The organism is Pantoea sp. Ae19-2, assembly GCF_059801205.1.
Genome location: NZ_JBCHWE010000001.1, coordinates 4348006 through 4367607, shown reverse-complemented (window position 1 = coordinate 4367607; position 19602 = coordinate 4348006). Strand labels below are relative to the sequence as shown.

The following is a 19602-nucleotide window of genomic DNA, read 5'->3' as shown; positions in this document are numbered from 1 at the left end:
AAGACCAGTATTTTGCTGCGAAATGCCACGAAACGGATATAATGCCCGGCTTTATTGCGATATGACGCTTCTTTTTTACTGTGACGGGTGACAAATGGAAAGCGGCAAGGTATTTTACGCGATGCCTCAATGATTGCGGGAGATGGCAGCAAGATGGCCGACAAATTACATATTCTGCTTTTGAACGGTCCCAACCTTAATCTGTTAGGGACGCGCGAGCCTGAAAAATACGGGGATGTCACCCTGGATCAGATCGTTTCCGATTTGAGCCATCAGGCAGACCAGCTGAATGTAAGATTAAGCCATATGCAATCCAATGCTGAATTTCAGCTTATTGATCGCATTCATGAGGCAAAAGGCAATGTGGATTATATCCTTATCAATCCTGCTGCGTTTACGCATACCAGCGTAGCATTACGTGATGCGCTGCTAGCGGTGAATATTCCCTTTATCGAAGTTCACCTGTCAAATGTGCACGGTCGCGAGCCTTTTCGCCATCACTCCTATTTTTCTGATGTCTCTGCTGGCGTCATTTGTGGGCTTGGCGCTGACGGTTACTCGTGGGCATTGCAAACGGCAGTAAAGCGCCTGTCTCATACTAATTAATCAAACTGAGTACGGAACCCCATTCATGGATATTCGTAAAATTAAAAAACTGATCGAACTGGTTGAAGAATCTGGCATTTCTGAGCTGGAAATCTCCGAAGGCGAAGAGTCTGTTCGCATCAGTCGCGCACCTGCAAATACCGGTTACCCAATGATGCAACAGGCTTATGCCGCGCCGGTTGCTCAACAGCCTGCTCTGGCGACAGCCGTTGCACCTGTTGCCGCCGTTGCAGAAGCCGCGCCTGCTGAGATCAGCGGCCACATCGTACGTTCACCAATGGTAGGAACCTTCTATCGCACACCAAGCCCGGATGCAAAAGCGTTCGTGGAAGTGGGTCAGAAAGTCAATGCAGGTGACACGCTGTGCATCGTTGAAGCCATGAAAATGATGAACCAGATTGAAGCGGATAAGTCTGGCGTTGTTAAAGCCATTCTGGTGGAAAGTGGTCAGCCGGTAGAATTTGACGAGCCACTTGTTGTCATCGAATAACGGGGCGAACCATGCTGGATAAAATTGTTATTGCTAACCGCGGTGAGATTGCGCTGCGCATTCTGCGTGCCTGTAAAGAACTGGGCATCAAGACTGTCGCGGTCCATTCAAGCGCGGATCGTGACCTGAAGCACGTGCTGCTGGCAGACGAAACGGTTTGCATCGGCCCGGCGCAGTCGGTCAAAAGTTACCTCAACATCCCGGCGCTGATTTCTGCCGCTGAGATCACCGGCGCGGTGGCGATTCACCCCGGCTACGGCTTCCTTTCTGAGAACGCCGATTTTGCTGAGCAGGTTGAGCGCTCTGGCTTTATCTTCGTCGGTCCGAAAGCCGATACCATTCGCCTGATGGGCGATAAAGTGTCCGCGATTACCGCGATGAAGAAAGCGGGCGTTCCTACCGTCCCCGGCTCCGATGGCTCGCTCACCGATGACATGGAAAAAAACCGTGCCTTCGCCAAGCGCATCGGCTATCCGGTTATTATCAAAGCCTCTGGCGGCGGCGGCGGTCGCGGCATGCGCGTTGTGCGTAGCGATAAAGATCTGGAACAATCCATCAACATGACGAAAGCGGAAGCCAAAGCGGCTTTCAACAACGACATGGTTTACATGGAAAAGTATCTGGAGAATCCACGCCATATCGAGATTCAGGTACTGGCCGACGGCCAGGGCAATGCCATTTATCTGGGCGAACGCGACTGTTCAATGCAGCGTCGTCACCAGAAGGTCGTGGAAGAAGCGCCAGCACCGGGGATCACGCCAGAATTGCGTTCCTTCATCGGTGAGCGTTGCACCCGAGCCTGTATTGATATTGGCTATCGCGGGGCAGGTACGTTTGAATTCCTGTATGAAAACGGCGAGTTCTATTTCATTGAAATGAACACCCGTATCCAGGTTGAGCATCCGGTTACCGAGATGATCACCGGCGTTGACCTGATTAAAGAGCAGCTGCGTATTGCTGCGGGTCAGCCGCTGTCAATCAAGCAGGAAGACGTGATTATTCGCGGTCATGCGGTCGAGTGCCGTATCAACGCGGAAGATCCGGTTAGCTTCCTGCCAAGCCCGGGCAAAATCACCCGCTTCCATGCGCCGGGTGGTTTTGGCGTGCGTTGGGAATCTCATATTTATGCCGGTTACAGCGTACCGCCTTATTATGACTCCATGATTGGCAAGTTAATCACCTACGGTGAAACCCGCGATATCGCCATTGCACGTATGAAAAATGCCCTGGCGGAGCTGATTATCGACGGTATCAAAACCAACATCGAACTGCAGATGAAAATCATGTCCGATGAGAACTTCCAGCAGGGTGGAACCAATATCCACTATCTGGAGAAAAAGCTTGGCCTGCACGAGAAGTAATCGCCACGCTGAGTCAGTCTGAGGCCGGATATTCCGGCCTTTTTCTTTTCCCGCTGGCGTTGAGGTCACACTATGGACGCGCGTTATTTACAGGCTCATAAAGAAGCTCGCTGGTCACTCTATCTGACGCTGGCCTGGTTAGCCGTCTGGGGCGGTTCTGCCTGGTTAGGGGGAAATGCCACTGGCCTGACCGGCTTACCTCGCTGGTTTGAGCTCTCCTGTCTTTTTGCCCCCCTACTGTTCATTTTTTTATGCTGGATGATGGTGCGTAAAATCTTCCGGAATATGTCGCTGGAGGATGAAAATGAATACTGAAATCATTCTTCCACTGCTGGCTTATCTGGCTGTTATCGCGGGCCTTTCCGTCTTTGCGATGCGAAAACAACGCCAGGGAAATTTCCTGACTGAGTATTTCCTGGGCAGCCGCTCAATGGGCGGATTTGTCCTGGCAATGACCATCACGACCACCTATATCAGTGCGAGCTCGTTTATCGGCGGGCCGGGTGCAGCTTATAAGTACGGCCTGGGCTGGGTGCTGCTGGCTATGGTACAGGTGCCTGCTGTCTGGCTGTCGTTAGGCGTGCTGGGTAAAAAGTTTGCCATTCTGGCGCGCAAGCACAACGCCGTGACCCTTAACGATATGCTCTATGCACGCTATGGCAGTACGCTGCTGGTCTGGTTAGCTAGCCTGAGCCTGCTGATTGCCTTCGTGGGCGCGATGGCCGTGCAGTTTATTGGTGGCGCGCGTCTGCTGGAAACCGCTGCCGGGATCCCTTACGACACCGGCCTGTTGATCTTTGGCGGTACAATAGCGCTTTATACGGCCTTCGGCGGCTTCCGCGCCAGTGTGCTGAATGATGCGATGCAGGGCGTGGTGATGCTGATAGGCACGTTTTTACTGCTGTTTGCCGTTATTCACCACGCTGGCGGTATTCACTCGGCCGTCGATAAACTGCACGCCATCGATCCCAAGCTGCTGTCGCCGGAGGGACCGGGCGATATTATTACGCCCACGTTCCTGAGCTCGTTTATCGTGCTGGTCTGCTTTGGCGTCATCGGCCTGCCGCACACCGCCGTTCGCTGTATCTCTTACAAGGACAGTAAAGCGGTACACCGGGCTATTGTGCTTGGCACCATTGTTGTTGTGCTCCTGATGCTGGGAATGCATTTGGCCGGGGCGCTCGGACGCGCGGTATTACCTGACCTGACCGTGCCGGACAGCGTTATCCCTACGCTGATGATCACCGTGCTACCACCACTGGCTGCCGGGCTGTTTTTAGCCGCGCCGATGGCGGCGATCATGTCCACTATCAATGCCCAGTTGCTGCAGGCCTCCGCTACGCTGGTGAAAGATCTCTACCTGCGCCTTGCACCGCAGCAAATCGATAATGAGCCGCGGTTGCGAATATTATCGGGAACGGTGACCTTTTTGCTGGGTGTCATACTGCTGTTTGTCGCCTGGCATCCGCCAAACATGATTATCTGGCTCAACCTGCTGGCTTTTGGTGGTCTGGAAGCCGTGTTCTTATGGCCGCTGGTGCTGGGTTTATATTGGGAGCGCGCTAACGCCGCCGGCGCTGTCAGCGGCATGGTGGTGGGCGGAGGATGTTATGCCGTTCTGGCAACCTTTGGTCTGCAACTATGGGGTTTTCATCCCATTGTGCCGTCATTAATGTTAAGTCTGCTGGCATTCCTGGTCGGCAACCTGTTTGGGCGCTTACCGCATGCGGTTGATGCACCACAACACTGAATTAAGAGAGACGTTATGCCTTGGATTCAAATCAAAATTAACAGTTCTGGCGCAAACGCGGAAGGACTGAGCGACGCGCTAATGGAAGTCGGTGCCGTGTCTGTGACCTTTCAGGACACAAACGATACGCCGGTATATGAACCTATGCCGGGTGAAACGCGTTTATGGGGTGATACCGACGTTATCGGATTGTTCGACGCTGAAAGCGACATGGATGGCGTGATTGCGGAACTGTCTCAACATCCGCTGCTCGGCGAGAATTTCCGTCACAAGATCGAGCAGATCGAAGACAAAGACTGGGAACGTGAATGGATGGAAAACTTCCATCCTATGCGGTTCGGTGAGCGTTTGTGGATCTGTCCAAGCTGGCGCGATGTACCCGACCCCGATGCCGTCAATGTGATGCTCGATCCCGGCCTGGCGTTCGGAACCGGCACGCACCCCACCACTTCGCTGTGCCTGACGTGGCTCGACGGCCTGGATCTCGCGGGTAAAACCGTGATCGATTTTGGCTGCGGTTCAGGGATCCTGGCAATTGCGGCGCTTAAACTTGGGGCGGCGCAGGCTATCGGTATTGATATCGATCCCCAGGCGATCCAGGCCAGCCGCGACAACGCCGAGCGCAATGGGGTGGCCGATCGTTTATCCCTGTATCTGCCGCATCAGCAGCCGGAAAACCTGCAGGCTGATGTCGTGGTCGCGAATATCCTGGCCGGGCCGCTCCGCGAGCTGGCACCGCTTATTGGTGTCCTGCCTAAATCTGGCGGGCATCTTGGTTTGTCAGGCGTACTGGAGAGCCAGGCTGAAAGCGTCTGTGAAGCTTACAGGACGCATTTTGCGCTCGATCCCGTTGCAGTCAAGGAAGAGTGGTGTCGTATTACAGGCGTTAAAACCGCTTAGCCTTTCAGGCATTGCAGCTACCAACAGCAGCCCTGGCGGATCGGCAGGGCTGTTAAACATTCGTTACTGTCCGTTCAGTGTTTCACCCAGAGCCGCGATTGCAATCGGCTGAGGCTAAACCCTCCTGTGGCGCAGTCTTTGTGGTTGATAAAACCGCTGCTTGTATCGTTAATCACGGTATGTGACGTTTTTTATCTGGTGAATACCGAATCTTCGTCGGAAAAACCTTTGTTCACAAAATAAACACAAACACTTAATATACTGATTTATCTTGTTATTTATCCTTATCAACAGGGTCAGTGCAGGATAAAAGCGGTTTTCTTGTGAATTGTTCAAAGTTTGGCCTTTCATCTTCATAAAAAAATGCGTAATATACGCCGCCTTGCAGACACAGTATGGCATTACGACTTCATGCGCATTGGAAACCTCCAGCTGAGAAATCGACTGATTGCAGCGCCGATGGCCGGTATTACCGACAGGCCTTTCAGAACGCTTTGTCACGAGATGGGTGCAGGAATGGCGGTTTCTGAGATGTTGTCATCGAACCCCGAAGTCTGGGCCAGTGACAAATCTCGTTTACGCATGGTGCACAGTGATGAACCCGGCATTCGTGCCGTCCAGATTGCAGGCTGTGATCCCAGTGAGATGGCCCAGGCTGCACGTATTAATGTTGATGCTGGTGCACAGGTTATTGATATTAATATGGGTTGCCCGGCGAAAAAGGTGAACCGCAAAATGGCGGGCTCCGCCTTACTGCAGTATCCCTCAGTAGTAGAGTCAATTCTCTCTGCCGTGGTAAATGCTGTTGATGTCCCGGTAACGCTGAAAATCCGTACCGGATGGGATCCAGAAAACAGAAACTGTGTCGCGATTGCCCAATTGGCTGAACGCTGTGGCATTCAGGCTTTGACGATACATGGCCGCACTCGTGCCTGCCTGTTCAACGGAGACGCTGAATACGACAGTATTCGGACAGTTAAGCAGAGTGTTTCTATTCCGATTATCGCGAATGGAGACATAACTGACCCGCATAAAGCCAGAGCAGTGCTCGACTACACCGGAGCCGATGCTCTGATGATAGGACGTGCTGCTCAGGGAAGACCGTGGATCTTCCGGGAAATCCAGCATTATCTGGACACTGGGGAGCTGCTTGCCCCGCTGCCACTGGCAGAGGTCAAGCGTTTGCTTGTTTCGCATATACGTGAGCTGCACGACTTTTACGGTTCAGGCAAGGGATACCGTATAGCGCGAAAGCACGTCTCCTGGTATCTCCAGGAACATGCCCCAAATGACCAGTTTCGGCGCACATTCAACGCCATTGAGGATGCCAGCGAACAGCTGGAGGCGTTGGAGGCATACTTCGAAAATCTTGCGTAACGAAATAAAGAGCTGAAAGAACTATGTTCGAACAACGCGTAAATTCTGACGTACTGACCGTTTCTACCGTTAACTCACAGGATCAGGTAACTCAAAAACCTTTGCGTGATTCGGTTAAACAGGCACTGAAGAACTATTTTGCTCAACTGAATGGTCAGGATGTTAGTGACCTGTATGAGCTGGTTTTGGCTGAAGTCGAGCAGCCTCTGTTGGACATGGTGATGCAGTATACCCGTGGCAACCAGACCCGTGCTGCCCTGATGATGGGTATCAACCGCGGTACGCTGCGTAAGAAACTGAAAAAATACGGCATGAACTGATTCAGGTTCAGGCCGTTAATCTCGCCAGCCTCAGGGCTGGCGTTTTTATTTGTGCCCTGACACACAAATTGTTTTAAAACTTGTGAAACAGTTTCGTCAAATATGGTAACTGTAGTTGCAGTCGCCAGCGTGATTTTTAACGGGCTGCCTTTTTCATATCGTCCTCATTTCCAACCCTGTCTTTTCCCGTTTCCTGCCTCTCAGCCCCGCTATAGCGGCCTTGTGTGAGCCTGCTTTACTTTTTTCGCAACGAGCACCCTGCTTGCAGTCAGCGCATGCAACGCTGCTCACAATGTTGCTAAATAGTGAAACATTTTGCACTAAATGTGATCCCTACGACTCGAAATGCTTCCTTTTGGTGCGTCATATTAACGCAGCCTTCCAGATAATTCAGATTATTACCCGATCTTTCAGGTGACTTCAGGATTCTGCAAACCTGGCACTGGCTTTGCAAAGTCGTGGGGGGCCGTTCGCCACAGACAGGACGCACAATAAAGTGCGCAATACATAACAACACAACATGACATGCCACACAGGATGCTTTATGAAAAAGATGATGCTCTCTACTCTGGTTGCTGCGGCTTTTCTGCTTGCCGTTGCTCAGCAGGCCCATGCAGGCCCTACACTCGATGCGATTAAAAAGAAAGGCTTCATTCAGTGTGGGATCAGCGATGGCCTGCCGGGGTTCTCTTATGCGGATGCCAGCGGCAAATTTACCGGCCTTGATGTGGATATCTGTCGTGCTGCCGCGGCCGCCGTATTTGGCGACGCCACAAAAGTGAAGTACACCCCGCTGACGGCAAAAGAGCGTTTTACCGCGCTGCAGTCCGGCGAAGTCGATGTGCTTTCTCGCAACACCACCTGGACTTCATCACGTGACGGCGGCATGGGCTTCATGTTTACCGGCGTCAACTACTACGACGGCATTGGCTTCCTGACCCACAAGAAAGCGGGTCTGAAGAGCGCGAAAGAACTCGACGGTGCGACCGTCTGTATTCAGGCGGGCACCGATACCGAGCTGAACGTCGCTGACTTCTTCAAAGCCAACAAAATGCAGTACACGCCGGTCACCTTCGATCGCTCTGATGAATCCGCTAAGGCACTGGACAGCGGTCGTTGCGATACGCTGGCATCTGACCAGTCTCAGTTGTACGCCCTGCGCATTAAATTAGGTAAGCCAGACGACTTTATCGTCTTGCCTGAAGTGATTTCTAAAGAACCACTGGGGCCGCTTGTACGTCGCGGTGATGATGACTGGTTCACCATTGTTAAGTGGTCGCTTTTCGCCATGCTGAACGCCGAAGAGATGGGCATCAACTCCAAAAACGTTGATGAAATGACGGCTAAACCGGCAACACCTGATATGGCTCACCTGCTGGGCGCTGAAGGTGATTTCGGCAAAGATTTGAAGCTGGATAACAAATGGGCTTACAACATCATTAAACAGGTAGGTAACTATCAGGAAAGTTTTGATCGCAACGTCGGTAAAGACAGCCCGTTAAAAATCGCTCGTGGCCAGAATGCACTCTGGAATCAGGGCGGTATTCAGTACGCGCCACCGGTACGTTAATCGCGCCTCAACCCGTCGGGCACCGTTTTCTACGGTGCCCCAGCAAAGCTTTTGTTATTGAGGTTTAAACATGTCACAACGCCCAACCGTGAAAAGGGATTTTTCGTTCGGTAATCCCACGGTTCGAGCCTGGCTTTACCAGATAGTTGCGATCATTATTGTAGTTGCTGTGGTGGGCTACCTTATCCACAACACCGTTATCAATCTCGCTAATCGCGGTATTACTTCCGGGTTTGGTTTTCTGGAGCGCAATGCGGGTTTCGGCATTGTTCAGCATCTTATTGACTACACTGAGGGTGACACCTACGCACGCGTCTTTCTGGTCGGGCTGACCAATACGTTACTGGTTTCGGCACTCTGTATTGTTTTTGCATCTGTTCTGGGGTTTTTTATCGGGCTGGCACGCCTGTCAGATAACTGGTTACTGCGTAAAATCGCCAATATCTATATTGAAATTTTCCGCAATATTCCCCCCTTACTCCAGATCTTCTTTTGGTATTTTGCGGTATTACGTAACCTGCCCGGCCCCCGTCAGGCGCTCAATGCTTTCGATCTGGCCTTCGTCAGCAACCGTGGCCTGTATGTGCCCTGGCCGACCTATGCACCGGGAAGCTGGCCATTTGTTTTTGCCCTCGTTTTGTCTGTTGTCGCGAGTTACGCCCTGTTCCGCTTCAACCGTCAGCATCAGCTTAAAACCGGTCAATTTCGTCGCACCTGGCCTGTCGCCATTTTGATGTTGTTACTCTTTCCCTTCATTGCACATCTGGGCTTTGGCGCAGCCATGCATTGGGACATTCCTGAGTTACGCGGCTTTAACTTTAGGGGCGGTTTCGTCATGATTCCTGAGCTGGCGGCACTGACGCTGGCGCTGTCGATTTATACCTCCTCGTTTATTGCGGAAGTCATTCGTTCAGGTATTCAGGCTGTGCCCTATGGGCAGCATGAGGCGGCCCGCTCGCTGGGATTACCCAATCCTGTCACCTTGCGTCAGGTTATTATCCCTCAGGCGATGCGCGTGATCATTCCTCCCCTCACCAGCCAGTATCTGAATATTGTGAAGAACTCTTCTCTGGCTGCGGCAATTGGCTATCCCGATATGGTGTCGTTGTTTGCCGGAACGGTCCTGAATCAGACCGGCCAGGCCATCGAAACCATTGCTATCACCATGAGCGTCTATCTGATTATCAGCCTGCTGATTTCAATGTTGATGAACTTCTACAACCGCAAAATCGCGCTGGTTGAGCGTTAAGAGAACGGGATAACTATGTCTGTCACTACACACGAAACACCGCAGATAGCCTCATCACCGCTGAGCCGGGCCTGGCTGTGGGCGCGCAAAAATCTGTTTTCAGGGTGGTTTAATACCTTTCTGACGCTGCTTTGCATCTGGCTTATCTGGCATGTGATTCCACCTGCTCTGAACTGGCTGATCTTCGATGCAAACTGGTTTGGCACAACACGCGCAGACTGTACGAAAGAGGGGGCATGTTGGGTCTTTATTCATGCCCGCTTTGGCCAGTTTATGTATGGGCTTTATCCACATGAACTGCGCTGGCGCATCAACCTGGCGCTGGTCATTGGGCTGGCATCCATTGTGCCGATGTTTATTAAACGGCTGCCTTACCGTGGACGCTACATTGCCGCATGGGCAGTATGCTACCCCCTTGTTGTCTGGTTTCTGTTGTATGGCGGTTTCTTAGGGCTGGACCGCGTGGAAACCCGTCAATGGGGTGGGCTTACACTGACGCTGATCATTGCATCCGTCGGTATCGCTGGCGCCTTACCGCTGGGGATTTTACTGGCGCTGGGACGACGCTCCCGGATGCCGGTGGTGCGAACGCTGTCAGTGATTTTTATTGAGTTCTGGCGCGGCGTGCCGCTGATAACCGTGCTGTTTATGTCTTCGGTCATGTTGCCGTTGTTTATGGCAGAAGGAACGACCATCGACAAACTGGTGCGTGCACTGGTTGGCGTGATCTTGTTCCAGTCGGCTTATGTGGCAGAGGTGGTACGTGGTGGACTGCAAGCCTTGCCTAAGGGGCAGTATGAAGCTGCTGAATCGCTGGCTCTGGGATACTGGAAGACGCAAATGCTGGTCATCCTTCCGCAGGCCTTAAAGCTGACTATTCCAGGACTGGTGAATACCATTATCGCGTTATTCAAAGATACCAGCCTGGTCATCATTATTGGTTTATTCGATCTGTTTAGTAGCGTGCAGCAGGCTACCGTCGATCCCGCCTGGCTAGGCATGTCTACTGAAGGCTATGTCTTTGCCGCGCTGGTCTACTGGATTTTCTGTTTTAGCATGTCACGTTACAGCCAGTATCTGGAAAAACGTTTTCACACTGGGCGCAAATCGCACTGAGGTTTCTATGACACAAATAATAACTGATTCAACCAATGCGATGATTTCGCTGGAAAATGTGAACAAGTGGTACGGGCAATTCCATGTGCTGAAAGATATTAATCTTCAGGTTAAACCCCAGGAACGTATCGTCTTGTGTGGACCATCAGGTTCAGGCAAATCCACCACAATTCGCTGCATCAACCATCTTGAAGAACACCAGAAGGGCCGTATTGTGGTTGATGGTATTCATTTGAATGATGATGTGCGCAACATTGAGCGGGTCCGTACCGAGGTCGGTATGGTGTTTCAACATTTTAACCTTTTCCCTCATCTTACGGTTTTGCAGAACTGCACGCTGGCGCCCATGTGGGTGCGTAAAATTGCTAAAAAGGAAGCCGAAGAGCTTGCTATGCACTACCTCAAGCGTGTTCGTATTGAAGAACATGCGCATAAGTTTCCCGGCCAGCTTTCTGGGGGACAGCAGCAGCGCGTAGCTATCGCACGTTCGCTATGCATGAAGCCTAAAATCATGCTGTTTGATGAGCCGACCTCTGCTCTGGATCCAGAGATGGTGAAGGAAGTGCTCGATACGATGATTGGACTGGCCGAAGATGGTATGACAATGCTTTGTGTGACGCACGAAATGGGCTTTGCCCGTACGGTAGCCGACAGAGTGATCTTTATGGATCGCGGTGAGATCGTGGAAGTCGCTCCTCCGCAGGAGTTTTTTGCTAATCCTCGGTCAGAGCGTACCCGCGCTTTCCTGTCCCAGGTTATCCACTAACCCCTCTTATCTCTCCCCGCATCTTCGTCTACGACGGAGGTGCGGTTTCCCCTCATGACGCTCAGCATAATATTCTTCTGCTACGCGAATAATCGCACTGCGTTAACTGTGGTTGCACAACGCCTCAGCTGCCAGCGTTGCTTATAATCGCGTTTCATTACGCTAACAACCCTGTTTGAGCTCAGTTGCCCGGTTTTTAGCCGGCGTTTTATTCGTATGGAAAGGAGCATTCGAAAGTTTTCAGTGCCCAAAGGGGGCCTTCCGCGCGCCATAATCGGCTCAGTATTGGCTTTTTACCGCTTTGCAGACGTAAAAAAGCCCCGCACTTTCGTACGGGGCTTTTCTGTTTGATGCCTGGCAGTTCCCTACTCTCGCATGGGGAGACCCCACACTACCATCGGCGCTACGGCGTTTCACTTCTGAGTTCGGCATGGGGTCAGGTGGGACCACCGCGCTACAGCCGCCAGGCAAATTCTTTATTTGCCGAACTCTAGCCATATATAACTGGTGCTGATACCCAGAGTCGAACTGGGGACCTCACCCTTACCAAGGGTGCGCTCTACCAACTGAGCCATATCAGCACGCAACAGGTACTCCCGGCACTGTTATGCTGATGCTCGGGTCTTTCAATTTGATGCCTGGCAGTTTATGAATCACGCTGTGATTCACCCTTCGGGCCGCTGCCTCGCAGCGTTCAAAAGCGTTCGCTTTTGTCCTACTCTCTGTCAAGTAGTGAACTGCCCGAAGTCACGTGCAGGTCCTTCAATTTGATGCCTGGCAGTTCCCTACTCTCGCATGGGGAGACCCCACACTACCATCGGCGCTACGGCGTTTCACTTCTGAGTTCGGCATGGGGTCAGGTGGGACCACCGCGCTACAGCCGCCAGGCAAATTCTTTGTGCTCCGTCCTGCGTCTTTTACGCTGCTGCCGCGCTGGCTTCCCTCGCGACGCTCAGTCACATACCTCAGTATGCTCCTTCACCCCGTCTCGGTTGCCGCCTTGCACTCAGCGCAAAATCCTTCGGACTCACGTCCGCAGAACAGAACTAAATTCTTTATCCGGTAAACAATGCTGAAAATTTAAGTCGTCTCTCTACCAAAACGCCTCTGGCGTTGTAAGGTTAAGCCTCACGGGTCATTAGTACCGGTAAGCTCAACGCATCGCTGCGCTTACACACCCGGCCTATCAACGTCGTCGTCTTCAACGTCCCTTCAGGAGCCTTAAAGGCTCAGGGAGAACTCATCTCGGGGCAAGTTTCGTGCTTAGATGCTTTCAGCACTTATCTTTTCCGCACTTAGCTACCGGGCAGTGCCACTGGCGTGACAACCCGGACACCAGCGGTGCGTTCACTCCGGTCCTCTCGTACTAGGAGCAACCCCCCTCAATTCTCCAGCGCCCACGGCAGATAGGGACCGAACTGTCTCACGACGTTCTAAACCCAGCTCGCGTACCACTTTAAACGGCGAACAGCCGTACCCTTGGGACCTACTTCAGCCCCAGGATGTGATGAGCCGACATCGAGGTGCCAAACACCGCCGTCGATATGAACTCTTGGGCGGTATCAGCCTGTTATCCCCGGAGTACCTTTTATCCGTTGAGCGATGGCCCTTCCATTCAGAACCACCGGATCACTATGACCTGCTTTCGCACCTGCTCGAGCCGTCACTCTCGCAGTCAAGCTGGCTTATGCCATTGCACTAACCTCCTGATGTCCGACCAGGATTAGCCAACCTTCGTGCTCCTCCGTTACGCTTTGGGAGGAGACCGCCCCAGTCAAACTACCCACCAGACACTGTCCGCAGCCCGGATTACGGGCCTACGTTAGAACACCAAACATTAAAGGGTGGTATTTCAAGGCCGGCTCCACGCAGACTGGCGTCCACGCTTCAAAGCCTCCCACCTATCCTACACATCAAGGCTCAGTGTTCAGTGTCAAGCTGTAGTAAAGGTTCACGGGGTCTTTCCGTCTTGCCGCGGGTACACTGCATCTTCACAGCGATTTCAATTTCACTGAGTCTCGGGTGGAGACAGCCTGGCCATCATTACGCCATTCGTGCAGGTCGGAACTTACCCGACAAGGAATTTCGCTACCTTAGGACCGTTATAGTTACGGCCGCCGTTTACCGGGGCTTCGATCAAGAGCTTCTCCTTGCGGATAACCCCATCAATTAACCTTCCGGCACCGGGCAGGCGTCACACCGTATACGTCCACTTTCGTGTTTGCACAGTGCTGTGTTTTTAATAAACAGTTGCAGCCAGCTGGTATCTTCGACTGGCTTCAGCTCCGGGAGCAAGTCCCTTCACCTACGCGCCAGCGTGCCTTCTCCCGAAGTTACGGCACCATTTTGCCTAGTTCCTTCACCCGAGTTCTCTCAAGCGCCTTGGTATTCTCTACCTGACCACCTGTGTCGGTTTGGGGTACGATTTTGTGTTACCTGATGCTTAGAGGCTTTTCCTGGAAGCAGGGCATTTATCACTTCAGCACCGTAGTGCCTCGTCGTCACGCCTCAGTGTAAAGTGAACCGGATTTGCCTGGAACACACACCTACACGCTTAAACCGGGACAACCGTCGCCCGGCTGATATAGCCTTCTCCGTCCCCCCTTCGCAGTAACACCAAGTACAGGAATATTAACCTGTTTCCCATCGACTACGCCTTTCGGCCTCGCCTTAGGGGTCGACTCACCCTGCTCCGATTAACGTTGAACAGGAACCCTTGGTCTTCCGGCGACAAGGTTTTTCACCTTGTTTATCGTTACTTATGTCAGCATTCGCACTTCTGATACCTCCAGCATGCCTCACAGCACACCTTCGACGGCTTACAGAACGCTCCCCTACCCAACAACACATAGTGTCGCTGCCGCAGCTTCGGTGCATGGTTTAGCCCCGTTACATCTTCCGCGCAGGCCGACTCGACCAGTGAGCTATTACGCTTTCTTTAAATGATGGCTGCTTCTAAGCCAACATCCTGGCTGTCTGGGCCTTCCCACATCGTTTCCCACTTAACCATGACTTTGGGACCTTAGCTGGCGGTCTGGGTTGTTTCCCTCTTCACGACGGACGTTAGCACCCGCCGTGTGTCTCCCGTGATAACATTCTCCGGTATTCGCAGTTTGCATCGGGTTGGTAAGCCGGGATGGCCCCCTAGCCGAAACAGTGCTCTACCCCCGGAGATGAGTTCACGAGGCGCTACCTAAATAGCTTTCGGGGAGAACCAGCTATCTCCCGGTTTGATTGGCCTTTCACCCCCAGCCACAGGTCATCCGCTAATTTTTCAACATTAGTCGGTTCGGTCCTCCAGTTAGTGTTACCCAACCTTCAACCTGCCCATGGCTAGATCACCGGGTTTCGGGTCTATACCCTGCAACTTAACGCCCAGTTAAGACTCGGTTTCCCTGCGGCTCCCCTATACGGTTAACCTTGCTACAGAATATAAGTCGCTGACCCATTATACAAAAGGTACGCAGTCACCCCATAAAGAGGCTCCCACTGCTTGTACGTACACGGTTTCAGGTTCTGTTTCACTCCCCTCGCCGGGGTTCTTTTCGCCTTTCCCTCACGGTACTGGTTCACTATCGGTCAGTCAGGAGTATTTAGCCTTGGAGGATGGTCCCCCCATATTCAGACAGGATACCACGTGTCCCGCCTTACTCATCGAACTCACAGCCTGTGCACCTTTGTGTACGGGAGTATCACCCTGTACCCTGCGACTTTCCAGACGCTTCCACTGATGCACAAGCTGATGATGGTTCTGGGCTCCTCCCCGTTCGCTCGCCGCTACTGGGGGAATCTCGGTTGATTTCTTTTCCTCGGGGTACTTAGATGTTTCAGTTCCCCCGGTTCGCCTCATACAGCTATGTATTCACTGCATGATAGTGTGTCGGAACACACTGGGTTTCCCCATTCGGGTATCGCCGGTTATTGCGGTTCATATCACCTTACCGGCGCTTATCGCAGATTAGCACGCCCTTCATCGCCTCTGACTGCCAGGGCATCCACCGTGTACGCTTAGTCGCTTAACCTCACAACCCACAGGCGTTTTACGCTGCGTGTCGTGAGCTTTTGAGAGACTCGAACACATTGTCATCATTCTTTATTACGGAAGAATGCGACGCTGTGTCGTTTCAAATTTTCAGCTTGTTCCGGATTGTTAAAGAGCAATATCTTAAACATGACTCGCAAGTCATCTTTAAGATATGTGGGCAACACCTTTCACCTGTCACCAAGCAAGTGGCGTCCCCTAGGGGATTCGAACCCCTGTTACCGCCGTGAAAGGGCGGTGTCCTGGGCCTCTAGACGAAGGGGACGTGAAATACTTGTGCAACAGACACGGGTAGTTTCACGTGAAGGTGAGATTGTATAATCAGGCGACAATTAATATTGTTACCGCACCCCAACGCGTAGACGCTTTGCTCATTACTTTTCTATCAGACAATCTGTGTGAGCACTTCGCGGGAAGGTATCTTCAGGTAAGGAGGTGATCCAACCGCAGGTTCCCCTACGGTTACCTTGTTACGACTTCACCCCAGTCATGAATCACAAAGTGGTAAGCGCCCTCCCGAAGGTTAAGCTACCTACTTCTTTTGCAACCCACTCCCATGGTGTGACGGGCGGTGTGTACAAGGCCCGGGAACGTATTCACCGTGGCATTCTGATCCACGATTACTAGCGATTCCGACTTCACGGAGTCGAGTTGCAGACTCCGATCCGGACTACGACGCACTTTATGAGGTCCGCTTGCTCTCGCGAGGTCGCTTCTCTTTGTATGCGCCATTGTAGCACGTGTGTAGCCCTACTCGTAAGGGCCATGATGACTTGACGTCATCCCCACCTTCCTCCGGTTTATCACCGGCAGTCTCCTTTGAGTTCCCGACCGAATCGCTGGCAACAAAGGATAAGGGTTGCGCTCGTTGCGGGACTTAACCCAACATTTCACAACACGAGCTGACGACAGCCATGCAGCACCTGTCTCACGGTTCCCGAGGGCACTAAGGCATCTCTGCCAAATTCCGTGGATGTCAAGAGTAGGTAAGGTTCTTCGCGTTGCATCGAATTAAACCACATGCTCCACCGCTTGTGCGGGCCCCCGTCAATTCATTTGAGTTTTAACCTTGCGGCCGTACTCCCCAGGCGGTCGACTTAACGCGTTAGCTCCGGAAGCCACTCCTCAAGGGAACAACCTCCAAGTCGACATCGTTTACGGCGTGGACTACCAGGGTATCTAATCCTGTTTGCTCCCCACGCTTTCGCACCTGAGCGTCAGTCTTCGTCCAGGGGGCCGCCTTCGCCACCGGTATTCCTCCAGATCTCTACGCATTTCACCGCTACACCTGGAATTCTACCCCCCTCTACGAGACTCAAGCCTGCCAGTTTCAAATGCAGTTCCCAGGTTAAGCCCGGGGATTTCACATCTGACTTAACAGACCGCCTGCGTGCGCTTTACGCCCAGTAATTCCGATTAACGCTTGCACCCTCCGTATTACCGCGGCTGCTGGCACGGAGTTAGCCGGTGCTTCTTCTGCGGGTAACGTCAATCAATGCGGTTATTAACCACATCGCCTTCCTCCCCGCTGAAAGTACTTTACAACCCGAAGGCCTTCTTCATACACGCGGCATGGCTGCATCAGGCTTGCGCCCATTGTGCAATATTCCCCACTGCTGCCTCCCGTAGGAGTCTGGACCGTGTCTCAGTTCCAGTGTGGCTGGTCATCCTCTCAGACCAGCTAGGGATCGTCGCCTAGGTGGGCCGTTACCCCGCCTACTAGCTAATCCCATCTGGGTTCATCCGATAGTGAGAGGCCCGAAGGTCCCCCTCTTTGGTCTTGCGACGTTATGCGGTATTAGCCACCGTTTCCAGTGGTTATCCCCCTCTATCGGGCAGATCCCCAGACATTACTCACCCGTCCGCCACTCGTCACCCGAGAGCAAGCTCTCTGTGCTACCGTCCGACTTGCATGTGTTAGGCCTGCCGCCAGCGTTCAATCTGAGCCATGATCAAACTCTTCAATTTAAAGTTTGATTTGCTTAAACAAGTTAAGCGGTGCTCATCTGTAAAACGTCATAATGAATTTCATTATGTGTTCACTCGTGAGACTTGATATTTTTTACGTCCGGAGACGCTGATATCAATCCTGCGAGTGCCCACACAGATTGTCTGATAAATTGTTAAAGAGCAGTGCGAACAGCGGGTTAACCGTCTGTCGCGAGGTGGCGTATATTACGCTTTCCTCCTTCAGAGTCAACCTCTTTTTCAGAAGTTTTTCTCCGGCGGCTCAGTTGCCTGACCCTCTCAACACCGCATTCCGTAAGCCGTTGTGCCGTGTCGATGGAGGCGCATTATAGGGATCCGATTTAATTGCACAACCCTTTTTTTGGATCTTTTTACTGACTGCCGAGAAAACATTCATATTGATTAGATCACCAACGATCCGGCGCAAAATCCCCTTGCCAGTTGGTCACAATCGCATCAGGCTGCCGGTAAACACAGTAAAGGAGAGCACAATGACTGTAGCGTTACGTCCTTATAAACATCTCTTCCCGCAGTTGGGTCTGCGCGTCATGGTTGATCCCACCAGCGTTGTGGCGGGTGACGTAATCATGGAAGACGATGTCGGTATCTGGCCTCTGGTGGCTATTCGTGGTGATGTGAACCAGGTTCGCATCGGCGCCCGCACCAATATTCAGGATGGTAGCGTGCTGCATGTTACCCATAAGTCTGATGCTAATCCTGCAGGTTTCCCACTGGTGATCGGTGAGGATGTTACTGTCGGACATAAAGCCATGCTGCACGGTTGTACTATTGGCAATCGCGTACTGGTTGGAATGGGGTCAATTGTGCTGGATGGCGTGATTGTTGAGGATGACGTTCTGATTGGTGCCGGGAGCCTGGTTCCTCCCGGTAAGCGGCTGGAAAGTGGTTATCTTTATGTAGGCAGTCCGGTCAAACAGATCCGACCGCTGAATGAAAAAGAAATAGCAGGATTGCTCTACTCTGCCAGCAACTATGTCAGTTGGAAGAACGACTACCTGGCCGGCGACAGCCAGATCCATCCTTCATTATCGACCTGATCGTTACGGATACAGTCTTCCGCCTGATCTTCCAAATCCCAGCGATGGTCACGAAACAGTGCCATCGCATCCCCTTCCCCGAATTGTTGGTGTAAAGCCGTCACACTGATGGCACAGGTTAGCCCCATGCCATTGACCAAAACAGGGAAACAGACAGCCATTAATGTCGTATCCAGCGTTTCACGATCTGGAAACTGGATAGCCTGATTCACGACGACAGCTCCGCTTTCAATGACGCGATCACCGGCGCAATTTCCGGCATGATGCCATGCCATAAATGAAATGCATGCGCGGCTTGCCCCACCAGCATGCCTAATCCATCCGCAAGATGCGATGAACCCTGTTGTTGGCACCAGCGCAGAAAAGCGGTTAATCCGTTCTGATAAAACATGTCATAGCAGTGTAAATCAGCATGGATTAATGATGAGGGTAATGGCGGCACATCGCCATTAATGCCACTCGATGTCGCGTTAATCAGTAAATCAAATTGTTTACCACTCAGCGCATTAAATGAACATGCACTCACCGCCCCATACTGTCCGAACGCCTTTGCCATGCTTTGGGCACTCGCAGCCGTGCGGTTGACTAGCGTAATCGTCGTTCCCAGAGAAAGCAGAGGCAGGATAACGCCACGCGCTGCCCCACCAGCCCCCATCAGTAAGACACGATCGCCTGGTTTGATCATCGACAGACGCTGAAGATCGCTGACTAAACCAATGCCGTCCGTATTGTCGCCAAGAATCTGTCCGTCCGGGCACTTTTTCAACGTGTTAACCGCCCCCGAGGTAGAAGCCCGCTCGGTCAGTTGATCGGCATATTCCCAGGCCTGCTGCTTGAAAGGTAACGTGATATTTGCGCCCGCTCCGCCTTGGGCAAAAAACGTCGTAACCGCCTCGGGGAAACTATCCACAGGCGCTTCAATACGATCATATTGAAGGGTGATCCCCGTTTGTCTGGCAAAAGCCTGATGGATTTGCGGCGACTTACTGTGGCTTATTGGGTGACCAAAAACGGCAAAATGTGTCATCT

At 52.3% G+C, this 19602-nt stretch carries 15 protein-coding genes, 2 tRNA genes and 4 rRNA genes; 13 read left to right on the top strand and 8 right to left on the bottom strand.

Annotated elements, in window-relative coordinates:
* The first annotated feature begins 153 nt into the window (after positions 1–153).
* The 12 genes from aroQ to AAIE03_RS20125 all read left to right on the top strand — a co-directional run bounded on the left by aroQ (position 154) and on the right by AAIE03_RS20125 (position 11505).
* Positions 154–606 (top strand): type II 3-dehydroquinate dehydratase, encoded by a 453-nt coding sequence (aroQ, locus tag AAIE03_RS20180; protein ID WP_024472015.1) that lies wholly within the window; start codon positions 154–156, stop codon positions 604–606.
* A gap of 25 nt (positions 607–631) precedes the next feature.
* The gene (accB, locus tag AAIE03_RS20175) at positions 632–1096 is read left to right on the top strand and encodes an acetyl-CoA carboxylase biotin carboxyl carrier protein (protein WP_013027436.1); all 465 of its coding nucleotides are present in this window, start codon (positions 632–634) and stop codon (positions 1094–1096) included.
* 11 nt (positions 1097–1107) lie between these two features.
* On the top strand, positions 1108–2457 hold the full coding sequence (gene accC, locus AAIE03_RS20170) for an acetyl-CoA carboxylase biotin carboxylase subunit (RefSeq protein ID WP_013027437.1): 1350 nt from the start codon (positions 1108–1110) through the stop codon (positions 2455–2457).
* Positions 2458–2529: 72 nt separating this feature from the next.
* Positions 2530–2772, top strand: coding sequence for a YhdT family protein (locus AAIE03_RS20165; RefSeq protein ID WP_014594741.1), 243 nt, complete (start codon positions 2530–2532; stop codon positions 2770–2772).
* Positions 2762–4207, top strand: a complete 1446-nt coding sequence (panF, locus tag AAIE03_RS20160; RefSeq protein WP_116220086.1) for a sodium/pantothenate symporter — start codon at positions 2762–2764, stop codon at positions 4205–4207. Before AAIE03_RS20165 ends, panF begins: the two co-directional genes overlap by 11 nt.
* A 15-nt stretch (positions 4208–4222) precedes the next feature.
* Complete coding sequence (prmA, locus tag AAIE03_RS20155) at positions 4223–5107, top strand: 50S ribosomal protein L11 methyltransferase (RefSeq protein ID WP_014604882.1); 885 nt, start codon at positions 4223–4225, stop codon at positions 5105–5107.
* Positions 5108–5518: 411 nt separating this feature from the next.
* Entirely contained in the window at positions 5519–6484 is a 966-nt protein-coding gene (gene dusB, locus AAIE03_RS20150; RefSeq protein WP_014604881.1) for a tRNA dihydrouridine synthase DusB, read from the top strand.
* 23 nt (positions 6485–6507) lie between these two features.
* On the top strand, positions 6508–6804 hold the full coding sequence (fis, locus tag AAIE03_RS20145; RefSeq protein ID WP_003855228.1) for a DNA-binding transcriptional regulator Fis: 297 nt from the start codon (positions 6508–6510) through the stop codon (positions 6802–6804).
* Positions 6805–7348: 544 nt separating this feature from the next.
* Positions 7349–8374 carry an amino acid ABC transporter substrate-binding protein gene (locus AAIE03_RS20140; RefSeq protein ID WP_498563151.1) on the top strand — a complete coding sequence of 342 codons (1026 nt, stop codon included), beginning with the start codon at positions 7349–7351 and terminating at the stop codon, positions 8372–8374.
* Positions 8375–8444: 70 nt separating this feature from the next.
* Complete coding sequence (locus tag AAIE03_RS20135; protein ID WP_498563150.1) at positions 8445–9623, top strand: amino acid ABC transporter permease; 1179 nt, start codon at positions 8445–8447, stop codon at positions 9621–9623.
* 15 nt (positions 9624–9638) lie between these two features.
* On the top strand, positions 9639–10739 hold the full coding sequence (locus tag AAIE03_RS20130; RefSeq protein ID WP_014594746.1) for an amino acid ABC transporter permease: 1101 nt from the start codon (positions 9639–9641) through the stop codon (positions 10737–10739).
* A 7-nt stretch (positions 10740–10746) separates the two neighbouring features.
* The gene (locus AAIE03_RS20125) at positions 10747–11505 is read left to right on the top strand and encodes an amino acid ABC transporter ATP-binding protein (protein WP_013027445.1); all 759 of its coding nucleotides are present in this window, start codon (positions 10747–10749) and stop codon (positions 11503–11505) included.
* Positions 11506–11857: 352 nt separating this feature from the next.
* Here the strand turns inward: AAIE03_RS20125 and rrf (AAIE03_RS20120) are convergent.
* The 6 genes from rrf (AAIE03_RS20120) to AAIE03_RS20095 form a co-directional block, all read right to left on the bottom strand.
* A 5S ribosomal RNA gene (rrf, locus tag AAIE03_RS20120) occupies positions 11858–11973 on the bottom strand.
* Between the two features lie 37 nt (positions 11974–12010).
* Positions 12011–12086: transfer RNA gene (locus tag AAIE03_RS20115), tRNA-Thr, on the bottom strand.
* A gap of 191 nt (positions 12087–12277) precedes the next feature.
* Positions 12278–12393: ribosomal RNA gene (gene rrf, locus AAIE03_RS20110) — 5S ribosomal RNA — on the bottom strand.
* A gap of 229 nt (positions 12394–12622) precedes the next feature.
* A 23S ribosomal RNA gene (locus AAIE03_RS20105) occupies positions 12623–15527 on the bottom strand.
* A gap of 209 nt (positions 15528–15736) precedes the next feature.
* A tRNA-Glu gene (locus AAIE03_RS20100) sits at positions 15737–15812 on the bottom strand.
* A 163-nt stretch (positions 15813–15975) separates the two neighbouring features.
* Positions 15976–17515: ribosomal RNA gene (locus AAIE03_RS20095) — 16S ribosomal RNA — on the bottom strand.
* Together the 16S, 23S and 5S rRNA genes with 2 tRNA genes alongside form the textbook arrangement of a ribosomal RNA operon.
* A gap of 491 nt (positions 17516–18006) precedes the next feature.
* On the opposite strand from AAIE03_RS20095, the gene AAIE03_RS20090 reads away from it, so the two are divergent.
* Positions 18007–18573 carry a gamma carbonic anhydrase family protein gene (locus tag AAIE03_RS20090; RefSeq protein ID WP_014604879.1) on the top strand — a complete coding sequence of 189 codons (567 nt, stop codon included), beginning with the start codon at positions 18007–18009 and terminating at the stop codon, positions 18571–18573.
* Here AAIE03_RS20090 and AAIE03_RS20085 read toward each other — a convergent pair.
* A complete protein-coding gene (locus tag AAIE03_RS20085; RefSeq protein ID WP_014604878.1) occupies positions 18528–18785 on the bottom strand; it encodes a DUF1488 family protein in 258 nt (85 codons plus the stop codon). The two genes, AAIE03_RS20090 and AAIE03_RS20085, sit on opposite strands and share 46 nt — an antisense overlap.
* Positions 18782–19600, bottom strand: a complete 819-nt coding sequence (aroE, locus tag AAIE03_RS20080) for a shikimate dehydrogenase (protein ID WP_013027448.1) — start codon at positions 19598–19600, stop codon at positions 18782–18784. Before aroE ends, AAIE03_RS20085 begins: the two co-directional genes overlap by 4 nt.
* Between the last annotated feature and the right edge of the window lie 2 nt (positions 19601–19602).

Bases quoted from the DNA above. Each gene is read 5' to 3' on its own strand.
- accB (WP_013027436.1), top strand. From the start codon at position 632: ATGGATATTCGTAAAATTAAAAAACTGATCGAACTGGTTGAAGAATCT.
- prmA (WP_014604882.1), top strand. From the start codon at position 4,223: ATGCCTTGGATTCAAATCAAAATTAACAGTTCTGGCGCAAACGCGGAA.
- fis (WP_003855228.1), top strand. From the start codon at position 6,508: ATGTTCGAACAACGCGTAAATTCTGACGTACTGACCGTTTCTACCGTT.
- AAIE03_RS20090 (WP_014604879.1), top strand. From the start codon at position 18,007: ATGACTGTAGCGTTACGTCCTTATAAACATCTCTTCCCGCAGTTGGGT.
- AAIE03_RS20130 (WP_014594746.1), top strand. From the start codon at position 9,639: ATGTCTGTCACTACACACGAAACACCGCAGATAGCCTCATCACCGCTG.
- AAIE03_RS20135 (WP_498563150.1), top strand. From the start codon at position 8,445: ATGTCACAACGCCCAACCGTGAAAAGGGATTTTTCGTTCGGTAATCCC.
- AAIE03_RS20140 (WP_498563151.1), top strand. From the start codon at position 7,349: ATGAAAAAGATGATGCTCTCTACTCTGGTTGCTGCGGCTTTTCTGCTT.
- accC (WP_013027437.1), top strand. From the start codon at position 1,108: ATGCTGGATAAAATTGTTATTGCTAACCGCGGTGAGATTGCGCTGCGC.
- aroQ (WP_024472015.1), top strand. From the start codon at position 154: ATGGCCGACAAATTACATATTCTGCTTTTGAACGGTCCCAACCTTAAT.
- AAIE03_RS20165 (WP_014594741.1), top strand. From the start codon at position 2,530: ATGGACGCGCGTTATTTACAGGCTCATAAAGAAGCTCGCTGGTCACTC.
- panF (WP_116220086.1), top strand. From the start codon at position 2,762: ATGAATACTGAAATCATTCTTCCACTGCTGGCTTATCTGGCTGTTATC.
- dusB (WP_014604881.1), top strand. From the start codon at position 5,519: ATGCGCATTGGAAACCTCCAGCTGAGAAATCGACTGATTGCAGCGCCG.
- aroE (WP_013027448.1), bottom strand. From the start codon at position 19,600: ATGACACATTTTGCCGTTTTTGGTCACCCAATAAGCCACAGTAAGTCG.
- AAIE03_RS20125 (WP_013027445.1), top strand. From the start codon at position 10,747: ATGACACAAATAATAACTGATTCAACCAATGCGATGATTTCGCTGGAA.